This window comes from Streptomyces bauhiniae (genome assembly GCF_004784475.1).
GTDB classification, from domain to species: Bacteria; Actinomycetota; Actinomycetes; order Streptomycetales; family Streptomycetaceae; genus Streptomyces; species Streptomyces seoulensis.
The window spans coordinates 521,618-547,755 of the sequence record NZ_SRRT01000003.1 but is presented as its reverse complement, the minus strand read 5'-3'; the positions used below and the strand labels follow the sequence as shown (position 1 = coordinate 547,755).

28 protein-coding genes and 1 other RNA gene are annotated in these 26,138 nt (G+C 72.4%); 14 read left to right on the top strand and 15 right to left on the bottom strand.

Going from position 1 to position 26,138, the window contains the following annotated elements; all coding sequences use genetic code 11:
• Positions 1-130: 130 nt before the first annotated feature.
• From E5083_RS12565 to E5083_RS12545, 5 genes are all read left to right on the top strand, one after another.
• Positions 131-1,546, top strand: a complete 1,416-nt coding sequence (locus E5083_RS12565; protein WP_135785725.1) for a glycosyltransferase family 4 protein — start codon at positions 131-133, stop codon at positions 1,544-1,546.
• On the top strand, positions 1,540-2,289 hold the full coding sequence (locus E5083_RS12560; protein ID WP_135785724.1) for a class I SAM-dependent methyltransferase: 750 nt from the start codon (positions 1,540-1,542) through the stop codon (positions 2,287-2,289). Before E5083_RS12565 ends, E5083_RS12560 begins: the two co-directional genes overlap by 7 nt.
• Positions 2,286-3,356 (top strand): prenyltransferase/squalene oxidase repeat-containing protein, encoded by a 1,071-nt coding sequence (locus E5083_RS12555; protein ID WP_135785723.1) that lies wholly within the window; start codon positions 2,286-2,288, stop codon positions 3,354-3,356. Before E5083_RS12560 ends, E5083_RS12555 begins: the two co-directional genes overlap by 4 nt.
• Positions 3,357-3,419: 63 nt before the next feature.
• The gene (locus tag E5083_RS12550; RefSeq protein ID WP_135785722.1) at positions 3,420-3,653 is read left to right on the top strand and encodes a hypothetical protein; all 234 of its coding nucleotides are present in this window, start codon (positions 3,420-3,422) and stop codon (positions 3,651-3,653) included.
• 27 nt (positions 3,654-3,680) lie between these two features.
• Complete coding sequence (locus tag E5083_RS12545; RefSeq protein WP_135785721.1) at positions 3,681-3,935, top strand: hypothetical protein; 255 nt, start codon at positions 3,681-3,683, stop codon at positions 3,933-3,935.
• A gap of 69 nt (positions 3,936-4,004) precedes the next feature.
• Here the strand turns inward: E5083_RS12545 and E5083_RS12540 are convergent, their stop codons facing one another.
• Positions 4,005-4,292, bottom strand: a complete 288-nt coding sequence (locus tag E5083_RS12540) for a hypothetical protein (protein ID WP_086695702.1) — start codon at positions 4,290-4,292, stop codon at positions 4,005-4,007.
• 159 nt (positions 4,293-4,451) lie between these two features.
• On the opposite strand from E5083_RS12540, the gene E5083_RS12535 reads away from it, so the two are divergent.
• Positions 4,452-5,000, top strand: a complete 549-nt coding sequence (locus tag E5083_RS12535) for a hypothetical protein (protein WP_135785720.1) — start codon at positions 4,452-4,454, stop codon at positions 4,998-5,000.
• Positions 5,001-5,058: 58 nt separating this feature from the next.
• Here E5083_RS12535 and E5083_RS12530 read toward each other — a convergent pair whose 3' ends face one another.
• The 8 genes from E5083_RS12530 to E5083_RS12495 all read right to left on the bottom strand — a co-directional run bounded on the left by E5083_RS12530 (position 5,059) and on the right by E5083_RS12495 (position 13,032).
• Entirely contained in the window at positions 5,059-5,883 is an 825-nt protein-coding gene (locus E5083_RS12530) for a DUF5336 domain-containing protein (RefSeq protein ID WP_135785719.1), read from the bottom strand.
• 85 nt (positions 5,884-5,968) lie between these two features.
• Positions 5,969-6,853, bottom strand: a complete 885-nt coding sequence (locus E5083_RS12525; protein WP_135785718.1) for an N-acetylmuramoyl-L-alanine amidase — start codon at positions 6,851-6,853, stop codon at positions 5,969-5,971.
• 53 nt (positions 6,854-6,906) lie between these two features.
• Positions 6,907-7,557: a class I SAM-dependent methyltransferase gene (locus E5083_RS12520; protein WP_135785717.1), complete on the bottom strand. Its 651-nt coding sequence runs from the start codon at positions 7,555-7,557 to the stop codon at positions 6,907-6,909.
• Positions 7,558-7,656: 99 nt separating this feature from the next.
• Positions 7,657-9,405, bottom strand: a complete 1,749-nt coding sequence (locus E5083_RS12515) for an MFS transporter (protein ID WP_135785716.1) — start codon at positions 9,403-9,405, stop codon at positions 7,657-7,659.
• Positions 9,406-9,547: 142 nt separating this feature from the next.
• Entirely contained in the window at positions 9,548-10,159 is a 612-nt protein-coding gene (locus E5083_RS12510; RefSeq protein WP_135785715.1) for a response regulator transcription factor, read from the bottom strand.
• 31 nt (positions 10,160-10,190) lie between these two features.
• Complete coding sequence (locus E5083_RS12505) at positions 10,191-11,372, bottom strand: sensor histidine kinase (RefSeq protein ID WP_135785988.1); 1,182 nt, start codon at positions 11,370-11,372, stop codon at positions 10,191-10,193.
• Positions 11,373-11,625: 253 nt separating this feature from the next.
• A complete protein-coding gene (locus E5083_RS12500) occupies positions 11,626-11,817 on the bottom strand; it encodes a hypothetical protein (protein WP_135785714.1) in 192 nt (63 codons plus the stop codon).
• 99 nt (positions 11,818-11,916) lie between these two features.
• Complete coding sequence (locus E5083_RS12495; protein ID WP_135785713.1) at positions 11,917-13,032, bottom strand: hypothetical protein; 1,116 nt, start codon at positions 13,030-13,032, stop codon at positions 11,917-11,919.
• A gap of 185 nt (positions 13,033-13,217) precedes the next feature.
• On the opposite strand from E5083_RS12495, the gene E5083_RS12490 reads away from it, so the two are divergent.
• From E5083_RS12490 to E5083_RS12480, 3 genes are read left to right on the top strand one after another with little or no spacing between them, the layout of a single operon-like run.
• On the top strand, positions 13,218-14,084 hold the full coding sequence (locus tag E5083_RS12490) for a Nif3-like dinuclear metal center hexameric protein (protein ID WP_135785712.1): 867 nt from the start codon (positions 13,218-13,220) through the stop codon (positions 14,082-14,084).
• Positions 14,081-14,824: a zinc ribbon domain-containing protein gene (locus tag E5083_RS12485; protein WP_135785711.1), complete on the top strand. Its 744-nt coding sequence runs from the start codon at positions 14,081-14,083 to the stop codon at positions 14,822-14,824. Before E5083_RS12490 ends, E5083_RS12485 begins: the two co-directional genes overlap by 4 nt.
• Positions 14,825-14,836: 12 nt before the next feature.
• Complete coding sequence (locus tag E5083_RS12480; protein ID WP_135785710.1) at positions 14,837-16,099, top strand: bifunctional RNase H/acid phosphatase; 1,263 nt, start codon at positions 14,837-14,839, stop codon at positions 16,097-16,099.
• On the opposite strand, the gene E5083_RS12475 is transcribed toward E5083_RS12480, so the two are convergent.
• Together E5083_RS12475 and yaaA are read right to left on the bottom strand one after the other, a co-directional pair.
• On the bottom strand, positions 16,071-16,727 hold the full coding sequence (locus tag E5083_RS12475) for a bifunctional 4-hydroxy-2-oxoglutarate aldolase/2-dehydro-3-deoxy-phosphogluconate aldolase (protein ID WP_135785709.1): 657 nt from the start codon (positions 16,725-16,727) through the stop codon (positions 16,071-16,073). The genes E5083_RS12480 and E5083_RS12475 overlap by 29 nt on opposite strands.
• A gap of 65 nt (positions 16,728-16,792) precedes the next feature.
• On the bottom strand, positions 16,793-17,575 hold the full coding sequence (gene yaaA / locus E5083_RS12470) for a peroxide stress protein YaaA (RefSeq protein ID WP_135785708.1): 783 nt from the start codon (positions 17,573-17,575) through the stop codon (positions 16,793-16,795).
• A 107-nt stretch (positions 17,576-17,682) separates the two neighbouring features.
• Here yaaA and rnpB point away from each other — a divergent pair.
• Positions 17,683-18,083: RNase P RNA component class A (rnpB, locus tag E5083_RS12465), an RNA gene on the top strand.
• 41 nt (positions 18,084-18,124) lie between these two features.
• Here rnpB and E5083_RS12460 read toward each other — a convergent pair.
• Positions 18,125-18,625: a flavin reductase family protein gene (locus E5083_RS12460; protein WP_167513524.1), complete on the bottom strand. Its 501-nt coding sequence runs from the start codon at positions 18,623-18,625 to the stop codon at positions 18,125-18,127.
• Positions 18,626-19,042: 417 nt separating this feature from the next.
• Here E5083_RS12460 and E5083_RS12455 point away from each other — a divergent pair, with 417 nt between their 5' ends.
• Positions 19,043-19,987, top strand: coding sequence for an NADP-dependent oxidoreductase (locus E5083_RS12455; protein ID WP_135785706.1), 945 nt, complete (start codon positions 19,043-19,045; stop codon positions 19,985-19,987).
• Positions 19,988-20,040: 53 nt separating this feature from the next.
• Positions 20,041-20,889 carry a helix-turn-helix transcriptional regulator gene (locus tag E5083_RS12450; protein WP_135785705.1) on the top strand — a complete coding sequence of 283 codons (849 nt, stop codon included), beginning with the start codon at positions 20,041-20,043 and terminating at the stop codon, positions 20,887-20,889.
• A 36-nt stretch (positions 20,890-20,925) separates the two neighbouring features.
• Here the strand turns inward: E5083_RS12450 and E5083_RS12445 are convergent, their stop codons facing one another.
• Positions 20,926-21,303 (bottom strand): ArsR/SmtB family transcription factor, encoded by a 378-nt coding sequence (locus tag E5083_RS12445; protein WP_135785704.1) that lies wholly within the window; start codon positions 21,301-21,303, stop codon positions 20,926-20,928.
• A 213-nt stretch (positions 21,304-21,516) separates the two neighbouring features.
• Between E5083_RS12445 and E5083_RS12440 the strand changes: the two genes are divergently transcribed.
• Positions 21,517-22,875 (top strand): MFS transporter, encoded by a 1,359-nt coding sequence (locus E5083_RS12440; RefSeq protein ID WP_244317484.1) that lies wholly within the window; start codon positions 21,517-21,519, stop codon positions 22,873-22,875.
• A gap of 63 nt (positions 22,876-22,938) precedes the next feature.
• On the opposite strand, the gene E5083_RS12435 is transcribed toward E5083_RS12440, so the two are convergent.
• Positions 22,939-24,102, bottom strand: a complete 1,164-nt coding sequence (locus E5083_RS12435; RefSeq protein ID WP_135785702.1) for an LLM class flavin-dependent oxidoreductase — start codon at positions 24,100-24,102, stop codon at positions 22,939-22,941.
• Between the two features lie 239 nt (positions 24,103-24,341).
• Here E5083_RS12435 and E5083_RS12430 point away from each other — a divergent pair, with 239 nt between their 5' ends.
• On the top strand, positions 24,342-25,244 hold the full coding sequence (locus E5083_RS12430; protein WP_135785701.1) for a TIGR03619 family F420-dependent LLM class oxidoreductase: 903 nt from the start codon (positions 24,342-24,344) through the stop codon (positions 25,242-25,244).
• 37 nt (positions 25,245-25,281) lie between these two features.
• Here the strand turns inward: E5083_RS12430 and E5083_RS12425 are convergent, their stop codons facing one another.
• A complete protein-coding gene (locus E5083_RS12425; protein WP_135785700.1) occupies positions 25,282-26,049 on the bottom strand; it encodes an AfsR/SARP family transcriptional regulator in 768 nt (255 codons plus the stop codon).
• Between the last annotated feature and the right edge of the window lie 89 nt (positions 26,050-26,138).

The window sequence follows — 26,138 nt, the reverse complement described above, 5'->3', positions numbered from 1 at the left end:
GATCCACTGCTCACAGCGCCCCTACCTGCCGGTAGATTCAGAGCCTCTTGGATGATCAAGTCTGAAACTTGTTCCGGATTGTCGTCCCGTCGTAGTCTCGCGGGACCGTGCAGGCAGAAGGGGGCCCAGAGTGACCGCTGAGGCCAGTCAGGCGGCTCCCCCGGGCACCGCCGCCGACGGCGAGCGACCGCTCCGCATCGCGCTCCTCACCTACAAGGGCAACCCGTTCTGCGGCGGCCAGGGCGTCTATGTCCGCCACCTCTCCCGTGAACTCGCCCGCCTGGGCCACCGGGTGGAGGTCATCGGCTCCCAGCCCTACCCCGTGCTCGACGAACACGACGACTACGCGGGCCGGTTGAGCCTCACCGAGCTGCCGAGCCTCGACCTCTACCGCCAGCCCGACCCCTTCCGTACGCCGGGGCGGGGCGAGTACCGGGACTGGGTCGACGCGCTGGAAGTGGCGACCATGTGGACCGGCGGCTTCCCGGAGCCGCTCACCTTCTCCCTGCGCGCCGGACGCCAACTGCGCGCCCGCAGAGGTGAGTTCGACGTCGTCCACGACAACCAGACGCTCGGCTACGGCCTGCTCGGCGACCTCGGCGCCCCCCTGGTCACCACCATCCACCACCCCATCACCGTCGACCGGCAGCTCGAACTCGACGCCGCCGAGGACCTCAAGCGCCGCCTCTCGGTGCGCCGTTGGTATGCCTTCACCCGGATGCAGAAGCGCGTCGCCCGCCGGCTGCCCTCCGTGCTCACCGTCTCCGGCAGCTCCCGCGCGGAGATCGTGGACCACCTCGGCGTACGCCAGGAGCGGGTGCACGTCGTGCACATCGGCGCCGACACCACCCTGTTCGCGCCGAATCCGGCCGTGCCCGAGATACCGGGCCGGATCGTCACCACCTCCAGCGCCGATGTGCCCCTCAAGGGCCTGGTGTTCCTGGTCGAGGCCCTCGCCAAGGTGCGCGCCGAACAGCCGCACGCCCACCTCGTCGTCGTCGGCAAGCGCCCCGAGGAGGGCCCGGTCGCCCAGGCCATCGAGCGGTACGGCCTCGAGGACGCCGTCGAGTTCGTCAAGGGCATCTCCGACGCCGAGCTGGTCGACCTGATCCGCTCCGCCGAAGTCGCCTGCGTGCCCTCGCTGTACGAGGGGTTCTCGCTGCCCGCCGCCGAGGCCATGGCCACCGCCACCCCGCTGGTCGCCACCACCGGCGGCGCCATCCCCGAGGTCGCCGGGACCGACGGCGAGACCTGCCTGGCCGTACCCCCCGGTGACGCGGGCGCGCTCGCCGCCGCCCTGACCCGGCTGCTCGGCGACCGTGAACTGCGCGCCCGGCTCGGCGCGGCCGGCCGCGAGCGGGTGCTCGCCCGCTTCACCTGGGCCCGTGCGGCCGAGGGCACCGTGGCCCGCTACCGCGAGGAGATCGACCGGGCGCGCCCGCGCGTCGGACCCCTTCCCGCAGCCGTCCCCGGCCGTCCCGTCGCCGCCGCGGCGAGTGTCGCCGCACCTTCCGAAAGCTCCTCCGAAAGCAGGGCCACGTGCTGACCGTCGACTTCTCCCGGTTCCCGCTCGCCCCCGGCGACCGTGTCCTGGACCTCGGCTGCGGGGCCGGCCGGCACGCCTTCGAGTGCTACCGGCGCGGCGCCCGGGTCGTGGCCCTGGACCAGAACGCGGAGGAAATCCGCGAGGTCGCCAAGTGGTTCGCGGCGATGAAGGAGGCCGGCGAGGCCCCCGAGGGCGCCACCGCCACCGCGATGGAGGGCGACGCGCTCGCGCTGCCCTTCCCCGACGAGTCCTTCGACGTCGTCATCATCTCCGAGGTGATGGAGCACATCCCCGACGACAAGGGCGTCCTCGCCGAGATGGTCCGCGTCCTCAAGCCCGGCGGCCGGATAGCCGTCACCGTGCCCCGGTACGGTCCCGAGAAGGTCTGCTGGGCGCTGTCCGACGCCTACCACGAGGTCGAGGGCGGCCACATCCGCATCTACCGCGCCGAGGAACTCCTCGCCAAGATGCGCGGCGCCGGCCTCAAGCCGTACGGCACCCACCACGCGCACGCCCTGCACTCGCCGTACTGGTGGCTCAAGTGCGCCTTCGGCGTCGACAACGACAAGGCGCTGCCGGTGCGGGCGTACCACAAGCTGCTGGTCTGGGACATCATGAAGAAGCCGCTGGCCACCCGCGTGGCCGAGCAGGCGCTCAACCCGCTGATCGGCAAGAGCTTCGTCGCCTACGCCACCAAGCCGCACCTGCCCCGCCTCGACGAGGCCGGGACGGACGCCCCGTGACCACGCCCCGGACCGACCACCTCGTACTGACCGGGGTCCTCACCGCCGAGCAGGCCGCCGACACCGTCCGGGGCATCCTCGCGGTGCAGCGCCCCGACGGCGCGATCCCCTGGTTCCGCGGCCACCACCTCGACCCCTGGGACCACACCGAGGCCGCCATGGCCCTCGACGCGGCCGGGGAGCACGCGGCCGCCGAGCGCGCCTACCGCTGGCTCGCCGACCACCAGAACGAGGACGGCTCCTGGTACGCCGCCTACGCCGACGGCGCCCACGACGACATAACCGACCGCGCCCGCGAGTCCAACTTCGTGGCCTACATAGCCGTCGGCGTCTGGCACCACTACCTGTCCACCGGGGACGACACGTTCCTGGACCGGATGTGGCCCACCGTGTACGCGGCCGTCGAATGGGTGCTCCGGCTCCAGCAGCCCGGCGGCGAGATCGGCTGGCGGCGCGCCGAGGACGGCACCCCCACCGCGGACGCCCTGCTCACCGGCAGCTCCTCGGTCCACCACGCCCTGCGCTGCGCGCTCGCCATCGCCGACCAGCGCGAAGAACCGCAGCCCGACTGGGAGTTGGCGGTGGGCGCGCTGCGGCACGCGATCCGCAGGCACCCCGAGCGGTTCCTCGACAAGAACCAGTACTCGATGGACTGGTACTACCCCGTCCTCGGCGGCGCTGTCAGCGGTGCCGAGGCCAAGGAACGCGTCGAGGCCAACTGGGACCGCTTCGTCGTGCCCGGCCTGGGCGTGCGCTGCGTCGTCCCCAACCCCTGGGTGACCGGCGGCGAGTCCTGCGAACTCGCCCTGGCCCTCTGGGCGATGGGCGAGTCCGACCGCGCGCTGGAGATCCTCCAGTCCATCCAGCACCTGCGCGACGACGAGTCCGGCCTGTACTGGACCGGCTACGTCTTCGACGACGACGCCATCTGGCCCCGGGAACTGACCAGTTGGACCGCCGGCTCGCTCCTGCTCGCGGTCGCCGCCCTGGGCGGCCACGACGCGACCGGCGCCGTCTTCGGCGGCGACCTCCTACCCCGCGGCCTGGACCCCGACTGCTGCGACTAGGACTCCCTCCCCCCCCGGTCGAACGGCAGGTCCGTCCGGCCCCCACCGTCGTCCTGAGATCCGATGCTCCGTATAGAAGACCTCTTCACGTCCGAGGAGCACCGCGAGGCTCCGCAGCCCGCCGACCGGGACCCGTTGAGGGAGCCGGACGCCCTGTTCGACGCGCAGCTCCTGGACGCCCGCGTCTGTCCGACCGCGAACCGTGCGGCGCTGCTCTTCGACACGCGCACGGCGGAGTGGTTCCCGGACGGGAACGCCGCTCTGCTCGTGGTCCACGGGCTGAAGTCGTTCCAGTAGAGCGGATCGCCGCAGGAGCAGAAGCTGATGGCGTTCTCCGTGATGTCCAGCCGGGTTGCCACCGGCGCCGACGGCGGGTTCCGGCTGGAGCTGGAGTTCTTCCCCGACGGGGAGCACTCGGTGAGCGGAGAGCGCGCCGACTTCTACGTCCTGGACGTCCCCGGGCTCTCCCCGGCGCCACCGGCCTACCCGGGGAACGAACTCGACCAGGTCCGGCACGACCTGCCGTCGTGGAGCTCCCGATGCACGGTGTTGCAGTCGGCCACCACGCGAGGCGGCTGACACGGCGGCAGAGCCGTAACGGCCGGGGGGTGAGCGGGCGTCACTCGCCCCCCGGTTCGTGCGCCGGCGTCAGCGGTGCATGCGGCCGGCGATGGCGTGGCCGATGAAGAGGTAGACCACGGCGGCCAAGCCGTAGCCGGCGACGACGCGGGCCCATGCCTCGTCGAAGGTGAAGAGGTCGTGGGACCAGCCGGCCAGCCAGGAGGCCGTGTCATGGACGAACTCGACCAGGGTGTTGCCCCGGTTCGCGTCCAACAGGTACATCAAGATCCACAGACCGAGGATGAGGGCCATCACGTCCGCTACGACGGCGATGACACGGCCGGCCTGGTTGGTGCCTGAGTGGTATCGAGACATGGTGTTCGAATTGCCGCCGGACGCCCGCTGAAACCGGCCACAGGCCCGTAATACCGGGCCCGACGACCCGTACGGGCCTCCCGGCTGGCGGCGGCCGGGAGGGCGGGCGAGGCTTCGGACCAGAGACACCCGCTCGGGGAATCACGTCCGGAGGACCGCGTGCCCGTTCCGCTGCGCCGCACCTGGGTGGCGCTCATCCTGTGCTGCGCCCTGCTGGCCGGTACCGCCGCCTGCGGCAGGGACGACAAGACCAGCACCAAGACCCCCGCCGCGGCCTCCCCGAGCCCCAGTACCTCCGCCGAACACCAGAAGCTCGCCAAGACCCGGTTCGTCGCCAACGCGGGCCTCGCGGCCGGGGCGACGTACCAGTGGATCGTGAAGCCCTGGCGGGCCGGCACCTTCAAGAAGGGCGCCGACGGCCGCAAGGTGGCCCTCGTCAAGGCCGGCCTCGCCGGTGCCTTCGCCTACAACCGGCTCAAGGCCGCCCAGAAGAACGCCCAGGGCGACCCCACCCTGACCAAGGCGCTGGCCCCGCTCACCGCGGGCATCGAGAGCCTGAAGAACCTGCCGTCCAAGCTGCGCGGCGGCGACACCGACGCGATGGGCGCCTTCGAGGACACCATCAACAAGGTGAAGAGCGCGGGCGCGAGCGCGGGCGCACCGGTCAAGGACCAGGTGCCCTCCTCCTCGGACCTCTCCAAGGGCTGACACGACTGCGGCCCCCCGCCCGGTAAGGGCGAGGGGCCGCAGGTGACAGCTTCGGGGCTCAGCCGCGCTGGATGCCCGAGGTGTCCTGGAGGACGCCACGGCGGCCGTCCTGGGTCTGCGCGAGCAGCGCGGCACCGCGCTGCTCGACCGCCAGGTACCAGGTACCGGGGGCCAGTTCGGCGACCGGGCTGGGCGAGCCGTCCTCCGCGAACAGCGGACGGGTCACCGGCACGGCGAACCAGAACGGCGAGAAGTCCGCGGCGGGCGCCTGCTGCTGGGGCGCCGGAGCGCCCTGCGGGGCACCCTGGCCGAACGCCTGGGCCTGCTGCGGCTGGCCGCCGCCGAAGGACGCGGCCGGGGCACCGGGGTAGCCGTAACCCTGGGGCGGCTGCGCGCCGTAGGGCTGCGGGGCGGCGGGTTTGGGCGCCGGGATGAGCGGGGCCTGTAGCGCCGGGACCAGCGGGGTGGCGACGGCGGCGCCCGCCAGGATCAGCGTGGCGACCAGCGCCAGGATCAGACCGGTGCCCGCGCTCGGCGACTTGGAGCCGGCGGCGATGTTGTCCAGGCCGCCGACCGGGTCGATCACATTGCCCAGCGCGCTCCACGCGGCGAACACCGCGAACGCCACGCCGAAGGCGCCGAGTTCAAGACCGGCGACCTTGCGGGGCTGGGGCAGCGCGCGGGCGGCGACGACGAGCCCGGCGGCGATCAGACCTGCCAGGACGACGCTGAGCAGGACCGGGCCGCTCTCCCAGAGGTTCGGCATGTCGACGTCGCCGGCAAGGTCGTCGTACGAAAAGTTGTCGAAGAACGACGCGATGAGCAGCAGCAGCGCCGCTCCGATCACCACGCCGTCGCCTCTGGTGAGGGATCGGATATTCACTTCATCAGGTCCTTCGTAGGTCGTCTCGTCGTCCGTAGACAGTACCGTCCGCGTGATCCGGTGTGCGGACGGTTTCGCCCTGCGGTCACGACTCGTGCAGGAAACTCACGATTCCCTCAGAGATCCCCTGAGCGGCCTTCTGCCGCCAGGGACCGCTGGTCAGCAGGGCCACATCGGACTTGTCCCGCATGTTCCCGCACTCGATGAACACCTTCGGAACCGTTGACAGATTGAGACCGCCGAGGTCCGTGCGCGTGACCATCCCGGTGCCGTCGCCCAGGTAATTGGAGAAGGGCTCACCGGTGGCGTGGCGGTAGCCGCTCGCGACCCGCGCGCCCAGCTTCTTGGAGGGGGCGACGATGGGCCGGGTGTCCGCGCCGCCCGCGTGCACCGCGCCCGGCATGATCACATGGAAGCCCCGGTTGCCCTCGGCCGAGCCGTCCGCGTGCAGCGAGATCGCCGCGTCCGCGTGGGCGGTGTTGCCGATCCGGGCCCGCTCGTCCACGCACGGCCCCCACTTGCGGTCGCCGTCATGCGTCAGCTTCACCGTGGCGCCCTGCTTCTCCAGCAGCGCCCGCAGCCGGTGGGCGAGGTCGAGCGTGAACTTGGCCTCCGGATAACCGGCATTGGTGGCGGTGCCGGTGGTGTCGCACTCCTTCTTGCCGTTGCCGACATCGACCTGCTTGTTGATCTCGGCGGTGTGCTGGAAGTTGCCCGTGTTGTGGCCGGGGTCGATGACCACGACCTTCCCGGCGAGGGAACCCGCACTCGGCGAGGGACTGCTCGTGCCGCCCGGCGCCGCGGACGCCGACGGGCTCGCGGCGCTCGCCGGGCGGTCCGGCTCGTCGCCGAGCGCCGACCAGCCCAGCCAGCCGAGCAGGGCGACCGGCACCAGCGCGGCGAACGTGAGGGTCAGCGCGCGCCGGGAGCGCGGCTGGGGGGCTTCGTCTTCCGGGCCTTCGTACGACACGCAGCCACCCTAACGGACCCGACCGGCCCGGCCCGCGCACCTCTGACGGTACGTCAGATACCGTCCCCGGTGCGCTTCAGCACCCGCAGCGAGCCCGTCGCGGAGACCTCGGCGAAGGCGCCCGACGCCAGCGCGCGCAGGTACACCCGGTAGGGCGCCTGGCCGGTGAACTCGTCCTCCGGCTCCGGGAACACGTCGTGGATGACCAGCAGGCCGCCGGGGGCGAGGTGCGGGGCCCAGCCCTCGTAGTCGGCGTTCGCGTGCTCGTCGGTGTGGCCGCCGTCGACGAACACCAGCGCCACGGGGGAGTTCCACACCTTCGCGACCTGCGGGGAGCGGCCGACCAGCGCGATCACATGGTCCTCCAGGCCCGCCCGGTGCAGGGTGCGGCGGAAGGCGGGCAGCGTGTCCATCAGGCCGACCTCGGGGTCGACGGTCTCCGGGTCGTGGTAGTCCCAGCCCGGCTGCTGCTCCTCGCTGCCCCGGTGGTGGTCGACGGTGAGCGCGGTGACCCCCGCCTCGCGGGCCGCGTCCGCGAGCAGCACGGTGGAGCGCCCGCAGTAGGTGCCGACCTCCAGCAGCGGCAGCCCCAGCCGCCCGGCCTCCACCGCCGCCGCGTACAGCGCCAGCCCCTCGTCCACGGGCATGAACCCCTTCGCGGCCTCGAAAGCGGCCAGGATCTCCGGCTTGGGTGCCGCGGGCATGGGGGTTCCTCTCGTCGTACGTCCTTCTCGGCGCCTCATGCTGCCGCACCCCCCGCCCGGAGCCGGGTGGGGGGTGCGGTGGTGGGGGAGTTGTACGGGTTACGCCGTGACGGTCTCGCCCGGCAGCGGCAGGTCCAGCTCGACCGGGCGCTCGTCCCCGGCGTGCGTCGCCGCCGAGGCCAGCGGGCCGTGTCCGGCGGCGCGGGCGGCCAGGACGTACGGGCCCTCGGACGGCACCGGGAGGGCGTAACCGCCGTCGTGGCCGGAGAGGGTGGAGCCGGCCTGGCGGCCCCGGCGGTCGATCAGCGTCACCTTGGCGCGGGCCACCGGGGCGCCGGAGGCGTCCAGCACCCGGCCACGGAAGCCGCGCAGCACCTCCTCGGCACGCTCCAGCACCGCGTCCTCCTCGCTGCTGGCCCGCAACTGGGTGTGCTGCGCGGCCGGACGCGGGGTGCGCGGCAGGAACACCGCGAGCGCCAGGCCCACCAGCACGGCGGCCGTGGCGATCAGGAACGACACCCGGAACCCGTGCATCGTCGGCACCGCGACCCCGCCGCCCAGGTCGTGCGCGGTGTTGGCCAGCACCATGCCGATGACGGCGCTGGAGACCGAGGTGCCGATGGAGCGCATCAGGGTGTTGAGACCGTTGGCGGCACCCGTCTCGGAGGCCGGGACCGCGCCCACGATCAGCGCGGGCAGCGAGGAGTACGCCAGGCCGATGCCGGCGCCGAGGACCACCGAGGTGATGATCGTCTGCCAGGCGGCGTGCATCAGGCCGAGGCCGCCCGCGTAGCCCACCGCGATGACCAGCAGGCCGATGATCAGGGTCGTCCGGGGTCCGTAGCGGGCCGAGAGGCGGGCGTAGACCGGGGCGGTGAACATCATCGTCAGGCCCAGCGGGGCCACGCACAGACCGGCGACCACCATCGACTGGCCCAGGCCGTAGCCGGTGGCGGTGGGGAGCTGGAGCAACTGGGGGAGGACCAGCGAGACGACGTAGAAGCTGACGCCGACCATGATCGAGGCGAGGTTGGTGAGCAGTACCTCGCGGCGGGCGGTGGTGCGCAGGTCGACCAGCGGGGCCGGTATGCGCAGCTCGTACACGCCCCACAGCAGCAGGACGGCGAGCGCGGCGCCGAAGAGGCCCAGCGTGGTGCCGGAGGACCAGCCCCAGTCGCTGCCCTTGGTGATGGGCAGCAGGAGCAGCACCAGACCGGCGGAGAGGCCGGCGGCGCCGGGGTAGTCGAAGGAGCCCTTGGCGCGGGCCGGGGACTCGGGGACGGCCAGCAGGGTCAGGCCGATGGCGAGTACGCCCACGCCCGCGGCGCCGTAGAACAGGGCGTGCCAGTCGGTGTGCTGGGCGACCAGGGCGGCGGCGGGCAGCGCGAGTCCGCCGCCGACGCCGATCGAGGAGCTCATCAGCGCCATCGCGGAGGCGAGCCGCTCACGCGGGAGCATGTCGCGCATCAGACCGATGCCCAGCGGGATCGCGCCCATGGCGAAGCCCTGGAGGGTGCGGCCCACGATCATCAGGAGCAACTGGCTGGTGACCGCGCTGACCAGCGCGCCGGCCACCATCACGGACAGGCTGAGGATCAGCATCCGGCGCTTGCCGTACAGGTCGCCGAGGCGGCCCATGATCGGGGTGGAGACGGCGCCGGAGAGCAGGGTGGAGGTGAGGACCCAGGTCGCGTTGCTCGGCGCGGTGCCGAGCAGTTGCGGCAGGTCCTTGATGACCGGCACGAGCAGGGTCTGCATCACCGCGACCACGATGCCCGCGAAGGCGAGCACCGGGACTACGGCCCCGCCCGCCTTCCGGCCGGCGTGGTCGGGCGTGGTGTGGGTCATGGAAATGGGGTCCTCCCGCGTGAATACGTGCAGGGTGAACCTCGTATGCACGGGAAACTATTCCGTTGCTTCGGGACGCTAATGAATCCTTGACCGAGAGATGGGTTTCTGACCGGGTGTCAGTGCTTGTCTCTGTTCCTGGTCACAGCCAGCCGCGCTGCCGGGCCTCCCGTACGGCCTCGGCCCTGTTACGGGTGCCGGTCTTGCCGATCGCCGAGGAGAGGTAGTTGCGGACGGTGGACTCCGAGAGGTGCAGCCGGGCGGCGATGTCGGCGACCGTCGCGCCGTCGACCGAGGCGGTCAGCACCTCGCACTCCCTCGCCGTGAGGGGGTTCGGTCCGGCGCTCAGGGCGGCCGCCGCCAGTACGGGGTCGACCACCGTCTCCCCGGCCAGCACCCGGCGCACCGCCTGCGCCAGTTCCTCCACCGGCCCGTCCTTCACCAGGAACCCGGCCGCCCCCGCCTCCATCGCCCGGCGCAGATAGCCCGGCCGCCCGAACGTGGTCAGGATCAGCACCCGGCACCCCGGCACCCGCTCCCGCAGCAACGCGGCCGCGTCAAGACCGCTCAGCCCCGGCAACTCGATGTCCAACAGCGCCACATCCGGCCGGTGCTCGACGGCGGCCGCCACGATCGCGTCCCCCGCGGCCACCTGAGCGACCACCTCGATGTCGTCCTCCATCCCCAGCAACAGGGCCAGGGCGCCCCGCATCATGCCCTGGTCCTCGGCGAGGAGAAGCCGGATCTTATGCACGGCGTCAGGGTAACGAGGGGGCGCCGGGCCGTCAGGACTCCAGGGCTACCGGGACCGCGTCCGCTGTGGACGGGGTCGCCGGGAGTTCTGCCGTCACCGTGAAGCCGCCCGCCGGCGCCGGGCCCGCTGTCAGGGAGCCGGCTGCTGCGGAGAGGCGTTCGGTGAGGCCCGTCAGGCCGGTGCCGCCGGTGGTCGTGACGGGCGTGCCGGTGCCGTTGTCGGTCACGGTGAGGCGGACGCGTTCCTCCGCGCTCTCCACCGTGATCTCGCAGCGGGTGGCGTGGCTGTGCCGGACCACGTTGGTCACGGCCTCGCGCACCACCCAGCCGAGCAGGGCCTCGGTCTGCGGGGCCAGGGGCGCCCCCGACTGCCGTACCACCGGCTCCACGCTCGCCGCCGCCAGTGCCGAGCGGGCGCGGGTCAGCTCGGTGGACAGGCTGCCCTCGCGGTAGCCGGTCACCGCCTCGCGGATCTCGGTCAGCGCCTGGCGGCCCACCGACTCGATGTCCCCGATCTGCGCCAGCGCCGCGTCCAGGTCCCGCCCGGCCAGCCGCCGCGCGGCCTCCGACTTCACCACGATCACCGAGAGGGTGTGGCCCAGCAGGTCGTGCAGATCGCGGGAGAAGCGCAGCCGTTCCTTCTCCACCGCCCGCCGTGCCAACTCCTCCCGCGCGGCCCGCAGTTCGCGTACCGCCTCCGAGAGGCTGAGGATCGCCGCCGTGACCATGCAGGAAAGGAAGGTCGCGTACCCGATGTTCGGCGCCTCCCGCCAGCCCTCGCGCAGGCCCGCGAGGACAGCCGCGTACGCCGCGAGCAGCAGGCCGATCCGGCCGAGGTGCCGGCCACGCAGGGTGGCGCCGGTGGCGAGGCCGAGCAGCGGGAAGAACAGCAGCCAGTTGCCGCCGTAGCCGACCGCGAGGCCCGTGGTCACCAGGCCCATCGTCAGCAGGGCCAGCCGGGTCGAGAGGGACTGGCGCTTCTCGCGGTGGAAGGCGCGGAACGTGACGTAGACGTAGAGCGAGTTGAACACGAACAGGCCCAGGCCGCCGATCCACGGGTTCTCCGCCTTGCCCTGGAGCAGGTTGGAGAACGAGCCCAGCCCCATCAGCAGCCAGGGCAGCAGCGCGAAGCCGGTCGGCGGGGGCCCCGCGTGGTCGGCGCCCCGCGCACACCTCGCCGAGCGCCGCCGCCGTGCCCGCGCCCACCACGTCATGTCCGTGTCCTTCGGCCTCTCCCGCTCCACCGCGTCCGGCCGGCCGGCGGGACGACGTTCCAGCGTAGGGAACGAGAACCGTTGCCCGCGCCGGGCCGCTCGCGTCTGTGTCATGCCTACGACGGTAGGAGCGGGGCGCCGCCGCGGGCAGAGGCGTACGTACGGACTCCGGCAGTACAAATGTCACGGCCGGACATGACGAAGGGGCGGGGTACGAGCCCTGTGGCCCGTGCCCCGCCCCTCGCCGTATCGATCAGGCAGCCGTCCCGGCGGTCCCGCCGCCCGGGCGGCGATGGCGCCCGCTGGGGGCGCTCTCCCCGTCCCGGTCCGCGACCGGTCCCCGGTGCCGCCCGTGCCCGTCCGCCTCGGCGGAGACGGATTCCGGCTGGTAGACCCCGGAATCCGCGGGCGCGGACAGCGGCTGCGTCGTGCTGGTCTCGGTCATCGGAAGCATTCACCCCGTCAACATGATCGTCTTGCAGCCGGGAGAGTCTAACCAACCCCCGGGGGCCGGGGTCCAGGCGGGCGGCGGGCCCCGGGGCCGCTACTCGGCGGCCGCCTTGGCGAGCGGGGCCTTCTGCAGGGGGACCGGGCGGGGGGCCTCCGGTTCCTCCGTCTTCGGAGGCTCGGCGGGGGCCGCCGTCGGAGGGGTCAGTTCGGCTACTCCGCACGCGGTCTGGGGAGTCGAGTACGGCAGGCGCAGTACGCCCTCCGGGGTCCATACGCCGGAGCCCGCCAGCCAGCCCTGCGGGGCCGGGAGGTGGCGGGCCTGGCGGTCGGTCGGGTGCCAGGTGGCGATCCAGGTGCCGAGGGGGCCGTCCACCCGGAGGGCCACCGCGCAGGTCTCCGGGGTCAGGACCTGCCCCGGCTGGATGGCGAAGGGGGTCACCGTGCAGTCCGGCAGCCGCAGCGCGGCGGGGAAGCGGACCGGCAGAGTGCTGCCCAGCACGCCCCAGCCCAATCGTTCCTGCCCCGGCGAGGCCGCGTCCGAGGAGATCACCACCAGCCCGCTGTCGGGGTCGGCCAGCAGCAGCCGGTCGTCGCTGTCGGGCGCGATCTCGAGGAGCGGCGACACCTCCCCGTCCCGCCCCAGGTCCACCACGACCGTCTTGGTCCGGCCCCCCAGCTCCCGGTCGAGCGCCAGCATCCGCCCCGCCCGCTCCAGCCAGACCCCGCCCGAGCACCGCCCCGGCACCTCGGCCACCCGCTCCGGCCCGGCGGCGCCCCCGGCCACCAGCCACACCGCCGTGGACGTCTCGCACACCGCGAGCGCGTACGCCCGCTCGCCCCCCGGCGCGGGCGGCAACAGCGTGACGTAGGTGTCGGACCCGCACTCCACCGCGCCGACCGCCAGCTCACCCGTACCGGGCCCGGTCGGGTACAGCAGGGAGAAGGAGTGCCGCCGCTCCACCAGGCGGTGGATCAGCACCCGCCCGTCCCCCATCGGCTGCACCTCCGTGCCCGGCTCCTCCGGCTGCCCGCCGGGCAGCGGCACCGCGTACGGCTCCGGTCCGTCCAGCGTCCAGCGCTCCGGGAACCAGCTCTCCCCGGCCGGCGCCAGCCGGGCCGCGTACGCGCCGTCCGCCGTGATGGCGTACCGCGTCGTGGGCGCCTCGTGTTCCGCGCCGGTCGACGGGGATTCGATCGCACAGGCCGTCATGGTTCGGTCACCTCCGGCGACGAAGCTAGTTTTCGTACGCACAGGCGGGGGCCGGGTCCGGACCACTTCACACATACGGGTGGCGCAGAAGCGATTCCTCTGAGGAAAGGGCGGGTGTGGGCGTACCGGCCCGGGGCCGCCGTACGCGGTACGGCCTCCCCTGGCCGGACAGGTAGCCTTTCCTCGTGCCCCGTCTGTCTGAAGTCATCGCCGCGCTGGAGACCCTGTGGCCCGCCGAGCGGGCCGAGCCCTGGGACGCGGTCGGCACGGTCACGGGCGACCCCGGCCAGGAGGTCACCCGCGTCCTGTTCGCCGTGGACCCGGTGCAAGAGGTCGTCGACGAGGCCGTACGGCTCGGCGCGGACCTCCTCGTCACCCACCACCCGCTCTATCTGCGGGGGACGACCACGGTGGCGGCCGGCACCCCCAAGGGCCGGGTCGTGCACACGCTGATCAAGAACGACATCGCCCTGCACGTCGCGCATACCAACGCCGACAAGGCCGACCCCGGAGTCTCCGACGCCCTCGCCGGCGCGCTGGACCTGCGGGTCACCGGCCCCCTCGTACCCGACCCGGACGACCCGGACGGACGCCGGGGGCTGGGCCGGATCTGCGAGCTGGACCACCCGCTGACCGTGCGCGAGCTGGCCGAGCGCGCCGCCGAGCGGCTGCCCGCCACCGCGCAGGGCATCCGGGTGGCCGGCGACCCCGACGCCGTCGTCCGTACGGTCGCCGTCAGCGGCGGCTCCGGCGACAGCCTCTTCGACCGGGTCCGCGCGGCCGGTGTGGACGCGTTCCTCACCGCCGACCTGCGCCACCACCCGGCATCCGAGTTCGCCGCGTCCGTCGGAGAGCGCCCGCTCGCGCTCATCGACGCCGCCCACTGGGCCACCGAGTGGCCCTGGTGCGAGCTGGCCGCGGCCGAACTCGACCAGATCTCCGACCGTCACGGCTGGGGCCTTCGGGTCCACGTGTCCAAGACGGTCACCGACCCCTGGACCGCCCACGCGGCGTCCCCCGTCACCACTAGCCCCATGGGAGCCCCCAACTGAACGCCGAGCCCGCCGACCAGATCCGACTCCTCGACGTCCAGGCCCTCGACGTCCGCCTCCAGCAGATCGCGCACAAGCGGAAGTCGCTCCCCGAGCACGCCGAGATCGAGACGCTGGGCAAGGACCTCGTCCAGCTCCGCGACCTGCTGGTGGCCGCGCAGACCGAGGAGAGCGACTGCGCCCGCGAGCAGACCAAGGCCGAGCAGGACGTGGAGCAGGTGCGCCGCCGCGCCACCCGTGACCAGCAGCGCCTGGACTCCGGCATGGTCACCTCGCCCAAGGACCTCACCGGCCTCCAGCACGAGATCGCCTCCCTCGCCAAGCGCCAGGGCGACCTGGAGGACGTCGTCCTCGAGGTCATGGAGCGCCGCGAGGCCGCGCAGGCGCGGGTCGCCGAGCTGACCGAACGGGTCGCCTCCGTGCAGGCCAAGTCCGACGACGCCACCGGCCGCCGCGACGCCGCGTTCCGCGAGCTGGACGACGAGGCTGCCGCCGTGACCAAGGAGCGCGAGGTCGTCTCCGCCTCGGTCCCGGCCGATCTGCTCAAGCTGTACGACCGGCTGCGCGTCCAGGGCGGCGGGATCGGCGCGGCCAAGCTGTACGCCCGTACCTGCCAGGGCTGCCGCCAGGAGCTGGCGATCACCGAGCTGAGCGAGGTCCGCGCGGCCGCGCGGGACGCGGTGGTCCGCTGCGAGAACTGCCACCGCATCCTGGTGCGCACGTCGGAGTCGGGTCTGTAAGGAGCGTTCGGCGTGCGGGAGTTCGTGGTCGAGGCCGACGGCGGGTCGCGGGGCAACCCCGGCCCGGCGGGGTACGGGGCCGCCGTGAGCGACGCGGCCACGGGGGAGACCCTGGCCGAGGCCGCCGAGTTCATCGGCGTCGCCACCAACAACGTCGCCGAGTACCGGGGTCTCCTCGCCGGCCTGCGCGCCGCCCACGCCCTCGACCCCGAGGCGCGGGTCGCCGTCCGCATGGACTCCAAGCTGGTCGTCGAGCAGATGTCGGGCCGCTGGAAGATCAAGCACCCCGACATGAAGCCCCTGGCCACCCAGGCCCGCGCCGTCTTCCCACCCGGCCGCGTCACCTACGAGTGGATACCCCGCGAGCAGAACAAGCACGCCGACCGCCTGGCCAACGAGGCGATGGACGCGGGGGCGAGGGGCGAGACGTGGACGCCCCGGGCACCGGTTGTCGTCGACCCCGAGGGTCCGCCCGGCGATGCCCGCGCAGGCGCGGCGGCCGCGCGGGCGGCTCTGGCCCAGGGGCGGTCCGCGCCCGCTTCCGAGCCGGTGGAGTCGGCCGATGCCGCGCAGAGCGACGCCCGTGCCGCCCGTACCGTCGCCTCTGCCGCCACCTCCTCGCCCGGCTGGAGTGCGGCTCCCGATCTCGGGGCGCCGGCGACCTTTGTGCTGTTGCGGCACGGGGAGACGCCGTTGACTCCGCAGAAGCGGTTCTCCGGGAGTGGGGGGAGTGATCCCGCGCTGTCGGAGGTGGGGCGGGAGCAGGCGCGGCTGGTGGCGGGGGCGCTGGCGCGGCGGGGGACCGTACAGGCGGTCGTCGCCTCGCCGTTGGCGCGTACGCGGGAGACCGCCGGGATCGTCGCCGCCCGGCTCGGACTGGACGTGAGCGTCGACGACGGGCTCAGGGAGACCGACTTCGGCGCCTGGGAGGGGCTGACCTTCGGGGAGGTCCGCGAGCGCCACCCGGACGATCTGACCGCCTGGCTCGGCGATCCGGAGGTACGCCCCACCGGCGGCGGCGAGAGCTTCGCGGAGACCGCCGAGCGCATCGAGGAGGCCCGCGCCCGGCTGGTCGCCGAGTACGCGGGCCGTACGGTCCTGCTGGTCACCCACGTCACCCCGATTAAGACCCTGCTGCGCCTCGCCCTGGGCGCCCCGCCCGAGTCCCTCTTCCGAATGGAACTGTCGGCCGCCTCGCTGTCGGCGGTGGCGTACTACGCCGACGGCAACGCGAGCGTACGGCTGTTCAACGACACGTCCCACCTGCGTCCCTGAGCCCCGCCGCACCCCGCGCCAGCTCCTCGATCCGGGCCCAGTCCCCGGCGGCCACCGCGTCCGCCGGGACCATCCAACTGCCGCCCACGCAGCCCACGTTGGGCAGCGCCAGATACTCCGGCGCACTGGCCTCCGCGATGCCGCCCGTGGGACAGAAGCGGGCGTCGGGCAACGGTCCGGCGAGGGATCGCAGATACGCCGTACCGCCCGCCGCCTCGGCCGGGAAGAACTTCATCTCGCGCACCCCGCGCTCCAGCAGCGCCACCACCTCCGAGGTGGTCGACACCCCCGGCAGGAACGGCACCCCGGCCTCCCGCATCGCGGCGAGCAGCGACTCGGTCCAGCCGGGGGAGACGAGGAACCGCGCCCCCGCCGCCACGCACCGGCCCACCTGCTCCGGCGTGATCACCGTCCCGGCGCCCACCACCGCCTCGGGCACCTGCTCGGTGATGGCCCGGATGCCGTCCAGCGCGGCCGGCGTACGCAGCGTGACCTCGATCGCGGGCAGCCCCCCGGCGACCAGCGCCCGCGCCAGCGGCACGGCGTCGGCGGCGTCATCCAGGACGACGACGGGGAGGACGGGCGCGAGGTCCAGTACGGAGGCGGGGGAGGGCGCGGGTGAGGTCATGGACGCCATCGTGCCCAGGGGAAGCAGTGTGCGCAACGAACGTTGCACATGCTGCAATGCGAGCCTCAGTGAACCTCGTCCACCAGCACGTCCAGCGCCCACGGCTTCCCGGCCTTCTCGGGCGCCGCCGCCTCCACCTCGTACCCGAGGTCCCGCAGCGCGACGACCAGCTCGGCGGGGTCCTTCGGCGCGACGCCCTCGGTGAGCAGCGCGCGGACGATACGGCCCTTGGTCGCCTTGTTGAAGTGGCTGACCACCTTGCGGGTGGGCGCGTGCAGCACCCGTACCGTCGCGGTGCGCCCCGCGACCTCGCCCTGGGGCTTCCAGGCGGCGGCGTACGCGGCGGAGCGCAGGTCCAGCACCAGCCCGTCCCCGGCCGCCTCGGGCAGCACCTCGGCCATCGGGGCCCGCCAGTGCCCGGCCAGCGCGCCGAGACCGGGCAGCTTGACGCCCATGGAGCAGCGGTAGGAGGGGATGCGGTCGGTGACGCCGATCGCGCCCCAGAGGCCGGAGAACACCAGCAGCGAGCGGGCCGCGCGGCGCTTGGCGGCGGGGTCGAGGGTGGCCAGGCCGAGGGCGTCGTAGAGGACACCGGTGTAGATCTCGCCCGCCGGGCGGGCGCCGGCCGTGAGCAGCCCGGCGTTCTTGGCGACCTCGCCGCGCAGCCCCTCGCTCAGCCCCAGCACCTCGCGCGCCTTCTCCTCGTCCCCGGCGCACAGCTCGACCAGTTCGGTGAGCACGGCCTGCCGGGCGGCGGCGAGACCGGGCAGGGACAGCGACTCGGGCTTCAGCGGGGCACCCCGGCCCGAGGGCGCCTTTCCCTCCGACGGGGGCAGCAGGACCAGCACGGACGGACTCCTTCTTCTCGGCGTTCTCGGCCTCCGCGCCAGCGTACGGGCCCCGGCCGCCGGTCCGTGCCGCCCGTCCGGCCCGGTACCATGGTCGGCACGGCAGACGAGCCGGGCGGACGGCCGCGTGGAGTCCCTTACGGGGCTTCCCGAGGAACGTCCGGGCTCCACAGGGCAGGGTGGTGGCTAACGGCCACCCGAGGCGACTCGCGGGACAGTGCCACAGAAAACAGACCGCCTCGCGCCTCGGCGCGGGGTAAGGGTGAAACGGTGGTGTAAGAGACCACCAGTGCCCAGGGTGACCTGGGCAGCTAGGTAAACCCCACCCGGAGCAAGGTCAAAAGGAAACACCCCGGTGTTTCTGCGCGGACGACCGAGGGCTGCCCGCCCGAGTCCGCGGGTAGACCGCACGAGGCCGGTGGCAACACCGGCCCTAGATGGATGGCCGTCACCGGGACGCCCGCGAGGGCCCCCGGTACAGAACCCGGCGTACAGCCCGACTCGTCTGCCGCTTTTCCACGCCCGGCCCGGCCGGACGATCCACCCGCCTCACTGCCCGGCCAGTCGCGCGTAGTCCCCCTGGAAGAAGACCAGCGGGCGGGGATCACCGGCGACCGCCAGATCGAGTACGCGGCCCAGGACGAAGAGGTGGTCGCCGGCCGGGACGACATCCGCCACCTCGCATTCGATCCACGCGGCGACACCGTCGAGGATCGGGGCGCCGGTGACCCCCCGGTGCCAGCCGAGCCGGCCGAACTTGTCGCCGCCACTCGCCGCGAACACCGCGGACAGGTTCGCCTGGTGCTCCGCCAGCACGTTGGCCACGAAGGACCCGGCTCGTTCGATACGGGGCCAGCTCGTGGAGGTCGCGCTGGGGAAGAAGCCGACCATGGGCGGCTCCAGTGACACCGATGTGAAGGAACCCACGGTCAGACCGACCGGTTCGTCCCCGTCGATCGCCGAGACGGCCACCACACCGGTCGGAAAGTGTCCGAGCACCCGGCGGAAGTGCGCCGAGTCGAAGGCCGGGACATCCGGACGAGTCGCCATCGCTCTCCTCATGAGAAGGTAACCGCCGCACAGTCGTACGGCGGTCGATCGCGCATGGGGAAAGCGTAGGAGCTGGACCAGCGGGCGGAGAGGGCGAGTCTGTGCCGGTTGCCGTCCACCTGGGAGCAACACCACCACACCCGCGCCTCGTTCGTGTTGGTGCTGCCAATATGACATCTGCGAACTGGTTCGGTTCCGCCACTCGGTGAATCATCGTGGTCATGTCCGGCTTGACCAGGCCCGGTTCGGGTTTCCAGCGCATGACCGTGAAGCGGCTGACCACTCCCGCCGCGTTCCCGGACGCACAGAGACCCCGCTTCATGGGGACCGCCGCACTCTGACCGCGGCCACCGCATCGCCGGCCGGGCACCCCCCTCCGTACGACCCCTGAGCCGATTCGTGAAAGGAACCCGCATCATGCGCGCTGTCGGATTCGAACAGTTCGGCGGACCCGATGTGTTGAAGGTCGTCGACCGCCCCCTGCCCGTCCCCGGTCCGGGACAGGTCCGTGTGCGGGTCACCGCCGCCGCGGTCAACCCCACCGACCTGCTGCTGCGTGCGGGGGATCTGGCCGCCGCCATGGCCGGGCAGGAGCCGCCCCACACCCCCGGCATGGACGCCTCCGGAGTCGTCGACGCGGTCGGTGACGGTGTCGACCTCGGGGTCGGTGAGCCGGTCATGGCATTCGTCAACCCCTTCCACGCCGGGGGCGGAGCCCAGGCGGAGTACGTCGTGGTGCCCCGCGACCAGGTCGTCGCCGCGCCCCGGGGGCTCGACCTCCGTGACGTCGCCGGCCTGCCCATGAACGGGCTCACCGCGAACCTGGCCCTCTCCCTCCTCGACCTGCCCGAAGCGGCGACGCTGGCCGTCACCGGAGCGACGGGCGCGCTGGGCGGGTACGTGGTGCAACTCGCCAAGCACCGAGGGCTCCGCGTCGTCGCCGACGCCGCCGCGCGCGACCGTGACCTGGTCCATGGGCTGGGCGCGGACCTGGTCGTACCGCGTGCCGAGGCCACCGCCGATCTCGCCGGCGCCTATCGCGCCGCGGTTCCCGAGGGGGCGGACGCGATCGTCGACGCCGCCGTCATCGGCGCCGACGCCCTGGGCGTGGTGAAGGACGGCGGCCAGTTCGTCAAGTGCCGCCCCCACGAGCTGGCCTCGGAGCGCGGCATCACCGTCCAAGGGGTCCTGGTGCTGACGCATCCCGCCACGCGCCCCGCGCTGGAGGAGCTCGCCGCCCTGGCGGAGAAGGGCGTACTGACCCTGCGCACCGCGGAGGTACTCGCTCCGGAGAGGGCTCCCGAAGCTCACCGGCGCCTGGAGGCCGGCGGGGTCCGGGGGCGTCTGATCCTCGCCTTCTGAACAGCCGTTCCCGGTGACTCGGACTGGTTCTTCGTGTGTGAAGGGTGGCTTGAATGAGGGGTAGCGGTGTCGCCTCGGTCCAGGAGGAGACCAGGAACGTCAGAGACGCGGGCAGAGAGCGGCGGGCCGCGCTGCGCCACTTCCTCCGGTCCCGCCGGGCGCGGCTCTCGCCCGGAGACGTCGGGCTGACGGTGGGCGGGCGCCGGAACACGCCGGGGCTGCGGCGCGAGGAAGTCGCCGTGCTGGCCGGGGTGAGCGCCTCCTGGTACACGTGGCTCGAACAGGGCAGGGACATCAAGGTGTCCGAGGACGTGCTCGACGCGGTCAGCAAGGCGCTCAACCTGGATCGCACCGAGCGCGCGCACCTGTATCTGCTGGCCGGGGTGAACCCGCCGGCCGCCCGCCAGGAAGTCACCCCGGAGGAGCTGGCCCGGCTCCGGCTCGCCGTCGAGGGGTGGCAGCCGGCTCCGGCCTTCGTGGCCGACCGGTACTGGAACGTCCTGGTCAGCAACGCCCCCGCGCGCACGCTGCTCGGTGTGCAGGAGACGGGCTCCAACTACCTCTGGTCGTTCTTCACCGACGGCCTGAACCGGAGCCGCTACCCCCACTGGCTGGACGTGGCGAGCCGCCTGGTCGGCCAGTTCCGCGTCCAGGCCGTGCGCTTCCTCGACGATCCGAACTTCGAACTCCTGGCGCGCAGGCTGTGCTCCGCCAGTCCGGACTTCGACCGGCTGTGGGCGCGGCACGAGACCCGGGACACGGGGATCGCGACCGTCGAGGTGCGGCCCGCCCCCGGCCGCAGGGCGGCCTTCCACCATGTGGTCATGGGTCTGCACCAGAGGTCCGAGCCGCTGCTCATGCTCTACATGCCGACCCAGCTCCCCGGCGACCGGGCCGGGTGAGCGCCGGGAGCCGGGGGACGGGCCCGGGCGGATCGGCTACCGGTCCGCCTCGCGCCGGGCCGCCTCGATGATCGCGTCGAGCAGGCCGGGGAAGGCCCGGTCCAGGTCGGCACGGCGCAGCGAGTTCGTCTTCACCGTGCCCTCGTACTGCTGCCGGAGGATTCCGGCACGCCGCAGCACCTTGAAGTGGTGCGTGCTGGTGGAGCGCGTGACATGGATGTCGAAGGTCCCGCACGCCATGTTCCGCTCCGAGTCGGCGAGTTGACGCACGATGCTGCGCCGCACCGGGTCGGCCAGCGCCTCCAGTACGCCCTGGAGCGCGATGTCCTCGGCGGCGAGGTGATCGGTGATGCGCTCGGTGGACTGTGCGGTCACGTGACTCGGCCTCCCTGCGTTCCGGCGTGGCGCCTTCATCGTACGACAGCAGTCATACGATGATGGCCATCAAGTTTGACCGTCATCGTCATTATGGTTTCAATGGACACGGGGAGAGATCCCCGGCCGCGGTCGTCGGTGGTCTGCGGTCGTTCCTCGCCCCAGCGAGCCCTCCCGGAGGAGAGAACGATGCCCCGTGCTGAGTCCCCAGCAGTGCCGTTGCCCGGTGAGGTGACACCGGATCAACGGGCCGTGCCACCGGCACTGCGGCTGACCGCCCTCGCCACCGGCTTCGTCATGGCAGCCCTGGACGTGACCGTCGTCAACGTCGCGGGCTCGGCGATCCAGGAGCAGTTGCACGCCTCGCTGCCGGAACTCACCTGGATCGTGGACGGATACGTCCTGGTCTTCAGCTCGCTGCTGCTGCTGGCCGGCGGCCTGGCCAACCGCCTCGGCGCGAAGAACGTCTACCTGGGGGGCATGGCCGTCTTCTTCGTGGCCTCCCTCGGCTGCGCGCTCGCGCCGAACGCGGCCGTGCTGATCGCCGCGCGTCTCCTCCAGGGCGTGGGAGCCGCGCTCTTCATGCCGAGTTCGCTGTCCCTTCTGGTGTTCTCGTTCCCGGAGAAGCGGGAGCGCACCCGGATGCTGGGCCTGTGGTCGGCGATCGTGGCCACCTCCGCCGGCCTGGGCCCGACCGTGGGCGGACTCCTGGTCAGCGCGTTCGGCTGGCAGAGCATCTTCGTCATCAACCTGCCCATCGGCATCATCGGCATGCTGCTGACCAAGCGCTTCATCGCCCCCTCCGAGGTGCGTGCCACCAAACTGGCGGTGCCCGGCCATGTCCTGTGGATCGTGGCGCTCGCCGCCCTGAGCTTCGCGCTCATCGAGGGACCGCGGCTCGGCTGGGGGGCCGGCGGGATGCTGGCGTCGTATGCCGTGCTGGTGGTCGCCGCCGGTTCGCTGCTGGTGCGCGAACGCCGCGCCGACAACCTGGTCATGCCCTGGAGCCTGTTCAGCCGGCCGAGTTTCGCCGGCGCGAACCTGGTGGGTTTCCTCTTCAATCTCGCGCTGTACGGCAGCATGTTCATGCTGAGCCTGTATCTCCAGCACGCCCGTGGGGCCACCCCCTTCCAGGCCGGGCTCGAACTGCTGCCGATGACGATCTGGTTCCCGCTGGCCAACGTCGTCTACTCGCGCATCTCCGCACGGTTCTCCAACGGGGCACTGCTGACGGTCTTCCTGCTGGTCGCCGGCGTCTCCTCGCTGACCATGGTCACCGTGTCCGAGGAGACGCCCTACTGGGTGCTGGCGGTCGCCGTCGGCCTGGCGAACATCGGCGCCGGCATCATCTCCCCGGGGATGACCGCGGCCCTGGTGGACGCCGCCGGCCCCGAGCACGCGAACGCGGCCGGCTCGGTGCTCAACGCCAACCGTCAGATCGGCACGCTCGTGGGCATCGCCGTGATGAGCGTCGTACTCGGCACCGTCTCGGACTGGAACCGTGGGCCGGCGCTGTGCTTCGCGGTGATCGGCGTCGCGTATCTCGCCGCCGCCGTCGGCGCGTGGCTGATGATCGCCCGCGCCGAACAGCGTGAGGCCGCCACCGCCTGACCGTCCGCCGCCGCACCGGTGCGAACATCGCCCGGTGCGGCAGCGGCGTTCGCTGACGATCGCTCAGCCGGCCGCCGCGCCACGCGGGCGCGCTCCGTGATCGGGCAGGGTGAGCTTGCCGCCGAACAGGTCGCGGTTCTCCTGGTACCACCGCGCGGACTCGGCCAGCGGGCGCGCCGAACCGGTGAAGTGGGGAGCCACATAGCGGGCCAGCAGGTCGTAACTGCGCCTGGTCCGCTCCGGATCGGCCCAGTCCTGGAGATACACCAGGAGAGTGCCGAAGCCGCCGGTCTCCTCCTGCATGCGCCGGATGCCCGCCACGCAGTCCTCGACCGACCCGACGAGGGCGCTGCCGGCCTCGATCGCCGCCTCGATCGCGTTCTCCGGCGCGACGCCGGGGATGTTCACGTCGAGCCCGCGCAGATCACCCCAGTACTCGTAGGCCCAGCGCTGGTAACCGGCGCGGACGTCGTCGATGGCCTGCTTCCGCGTCTCGGCGACGTGGATCGGCAGCGTGATCCGCCAGTTCCGCCGGTCGACCGTCCTGCCGTGCTCCGCGGCGGCCTCCTCGGCGTACCGCCACTGTGTCTTCATGTCGGGGGGCCGGTGGCCGGGGCGTGACACGCCGAACGAGACGGTGCTGATGCCGAGTTGGCCGGACAGCCGCACGCTGTGGGGCGAGGCGACGCTCGCGGCCGCGATCTCCACCTTGCCCGCCCGGTACGGCGCGAGCTGGAGCTTGGCGTCCTGAAGTGTGAACCACGGGGTCTTCCTGGTGACCGGCTGGTCTCCGTGGAGCAGTTCCACGACCGCCTCCAGGGACTCGCCGAACATGCGGCGCATCTCGCCCCACTCGCGGCCGAGCATGTGCGCGTCCACCGGACTGCTGCCCGCCCCGACCCCGAGGATGAAGCGGCCACGGGTCAGATGATCGAGATGCATGGCACGGGTGGCCACCATGAACGGGTGGTGGTACGGCAGGGTCATCACACCGGTGGCCAGTTTGATCTGGCGCGTACGCTCGGCGGCGGCGGCCACGAACAGTTCCGGGACGCCGATGCTGTTCCAGCCCAGCGAATGGTGTTCGCCGATCCAGAATTCATCGTAGTTGAGCCGGTCGAACAGCTCGATCAATTCCAGGTCCCGCTCGAACTGAAGGGTGGGGTCCTCGCCCAGCGGGTGGAACGGTGCCAGAAACGCACCGAATTTAAGTCGATCCGTGTGCATCAAATCCCCTGTCCGTCATGGATGATTCGCCGTCCGAACGAATATATGGGCTGGGTGGCGCCACAGGGGGGAGTCAGTTTCTCCTATGGGTCGCACCACCAGTGCCGGCGGCAGGGGGGGCATCGCGCTCTGGAGCACCGCATTCCGCTCGCCTAACGTGGATGAAGCCACCGGAAGGATTCCGGTGCGTTCTCGCGTTTTCCTTGCCGATGACATTCCAGAGCGGGTGGAGCGGACATATGCGTTTGGGTTTCGGTCTTCCGACATTCGGTCCGGCGGCCAACGAGGTGAACGGGATCGCCCGGTTCGCCGCCGACGCGGAGAAACTCGGTGCGAGCAGCCTCTGGGTCGGCGACCGACTGTTGACCCCGGTGGACCCGAGTGTCGGATATTCGCCCGGTTCCCCCGCCATTCCGGACGAATTCCGGGTGGCGGCCGACCCGCTCGCGGCCCTCGCGGTCGCGGCGGCGGTCACCGGCGAGGTCCGGCTGGGCAGCAGCGGCATCAACGCGCCGTGGTACCCGCCCGCGCTGCTGGCCCGCGCGCTCGCCAGCATCGACGTGGCCAGCGGCGGCCGGCTCGTCGCCGGGTTCGGGAGCGGCTGGTCGCCCGAGGAGTACCAGGCCGCGGGGGTGCCGTTCGACGGGCGCGGTGCGCGGCTGGACGAACTGCTGGACGTGCTCATGGCCTGGTGGACGACGAACCCCGTGGAGCACCGGGGCCCGCTGTTCACGATCCCGGCCGGCCACGTCGGGCTCAAGCCGGTGCAACGGCCGCATCCCCCGGTCTATCTCGGCGCGTTCGGACGACGGGCGTTGCGGCGGGTCGGTGCGCGGGCCGACGGCTGGATGCCGGTGTGGTGGGCGCCGGAGGCGTTTCCGGCGGCGCAGCTCACCGAGGGGTGGGCGACCGTCCGGCACGCGGCCGAGGAGGCCGGGCGGGACCCGGCCGGGATCGGGGTGATCCTGCGGGTCAACGTGGCCGCCGGCACACCGGTGACGGTGGTCGCCCAGGAGGTGCTGAGGATGCGCTCGGTGCTGCCCGCGTCCGAGGTGTTCGTCGACTTCACCTTCGTGGCCGGCACGGTCGACCACACCCTCGACCTGGCCGGGAGCCTGCTGGACCTCGTCTCGGCGGGGTGAGGACCCAACAGCGGACAGGACACCGGCCGGGGGCGGTTCACGCCGCCGCGGGCACCCTCGACTCGTCGTCGGCCAGGATCTGCTGGTGCAGCTCGTGCAGGGACCGGCACGGCGTGATGCCCAGCTCGCGGTCGAGCACGGACCTCACCCGCTGGAAGGCGCGCAGGGCGTCGGCCCGCCGGTCGGAGCGGTACAGCGCGAGCATGAGCTGTCGGTGGAACGCCTCGATCAGCGGATGCTTGTTCACCAGCGCGTACAGCGGCCCCACCAGCTCGCGGTGCCGCCCCAGCATCAGGTCCGCCTCGTTGCCCAGCTCGACGCACTCCAGCCGGGTCTCCTCGGCCCAGGTCGCGAACTCGTCCACGATGGGGCCGCCGCGCAACTCGCCGAGCACCGTGCCGCGCCACAGCGCGAGTGCCCGGCCGCAGGCCACGGAGGCGTCCTGATACCGCCCGGCGCAGAACGCGGCCCGGGCCTGCCCGGCCAGCCGCTGGAACTCGTGTGCGTCCAGGCTGCCGTCACCGAGCTCCAGGACATAACCGGGGAACCGGGTCACGATCGGACCGTGGCCCCGGTCCGCGCCGCCGAGCAGCTTGCGTAGCTGCGATATGTAGACGTGCAGAGTGGCGACGGCACGGCGCGGGGGCGCGTCACCCCAGATCTCGGTGCACATCTGGTCCATGGAGACGACATCGCCGGCCCGCACCACCATGGCCGCGAGCAGGGCCTCCATCTTCGGAGCGGTGACCGTGAAGACGTCCTTGCCGTCGGTGATGCGCAGGCTTCCCAAGATCTCGAATCGCATGACGCTGCCTTCCTGGTGGGGGGCTCCGGAAGATTTCCACTGCAATCGTCGTCCTGCCGGCCGAATGTTTCCGGAATATTTCCTCCGAC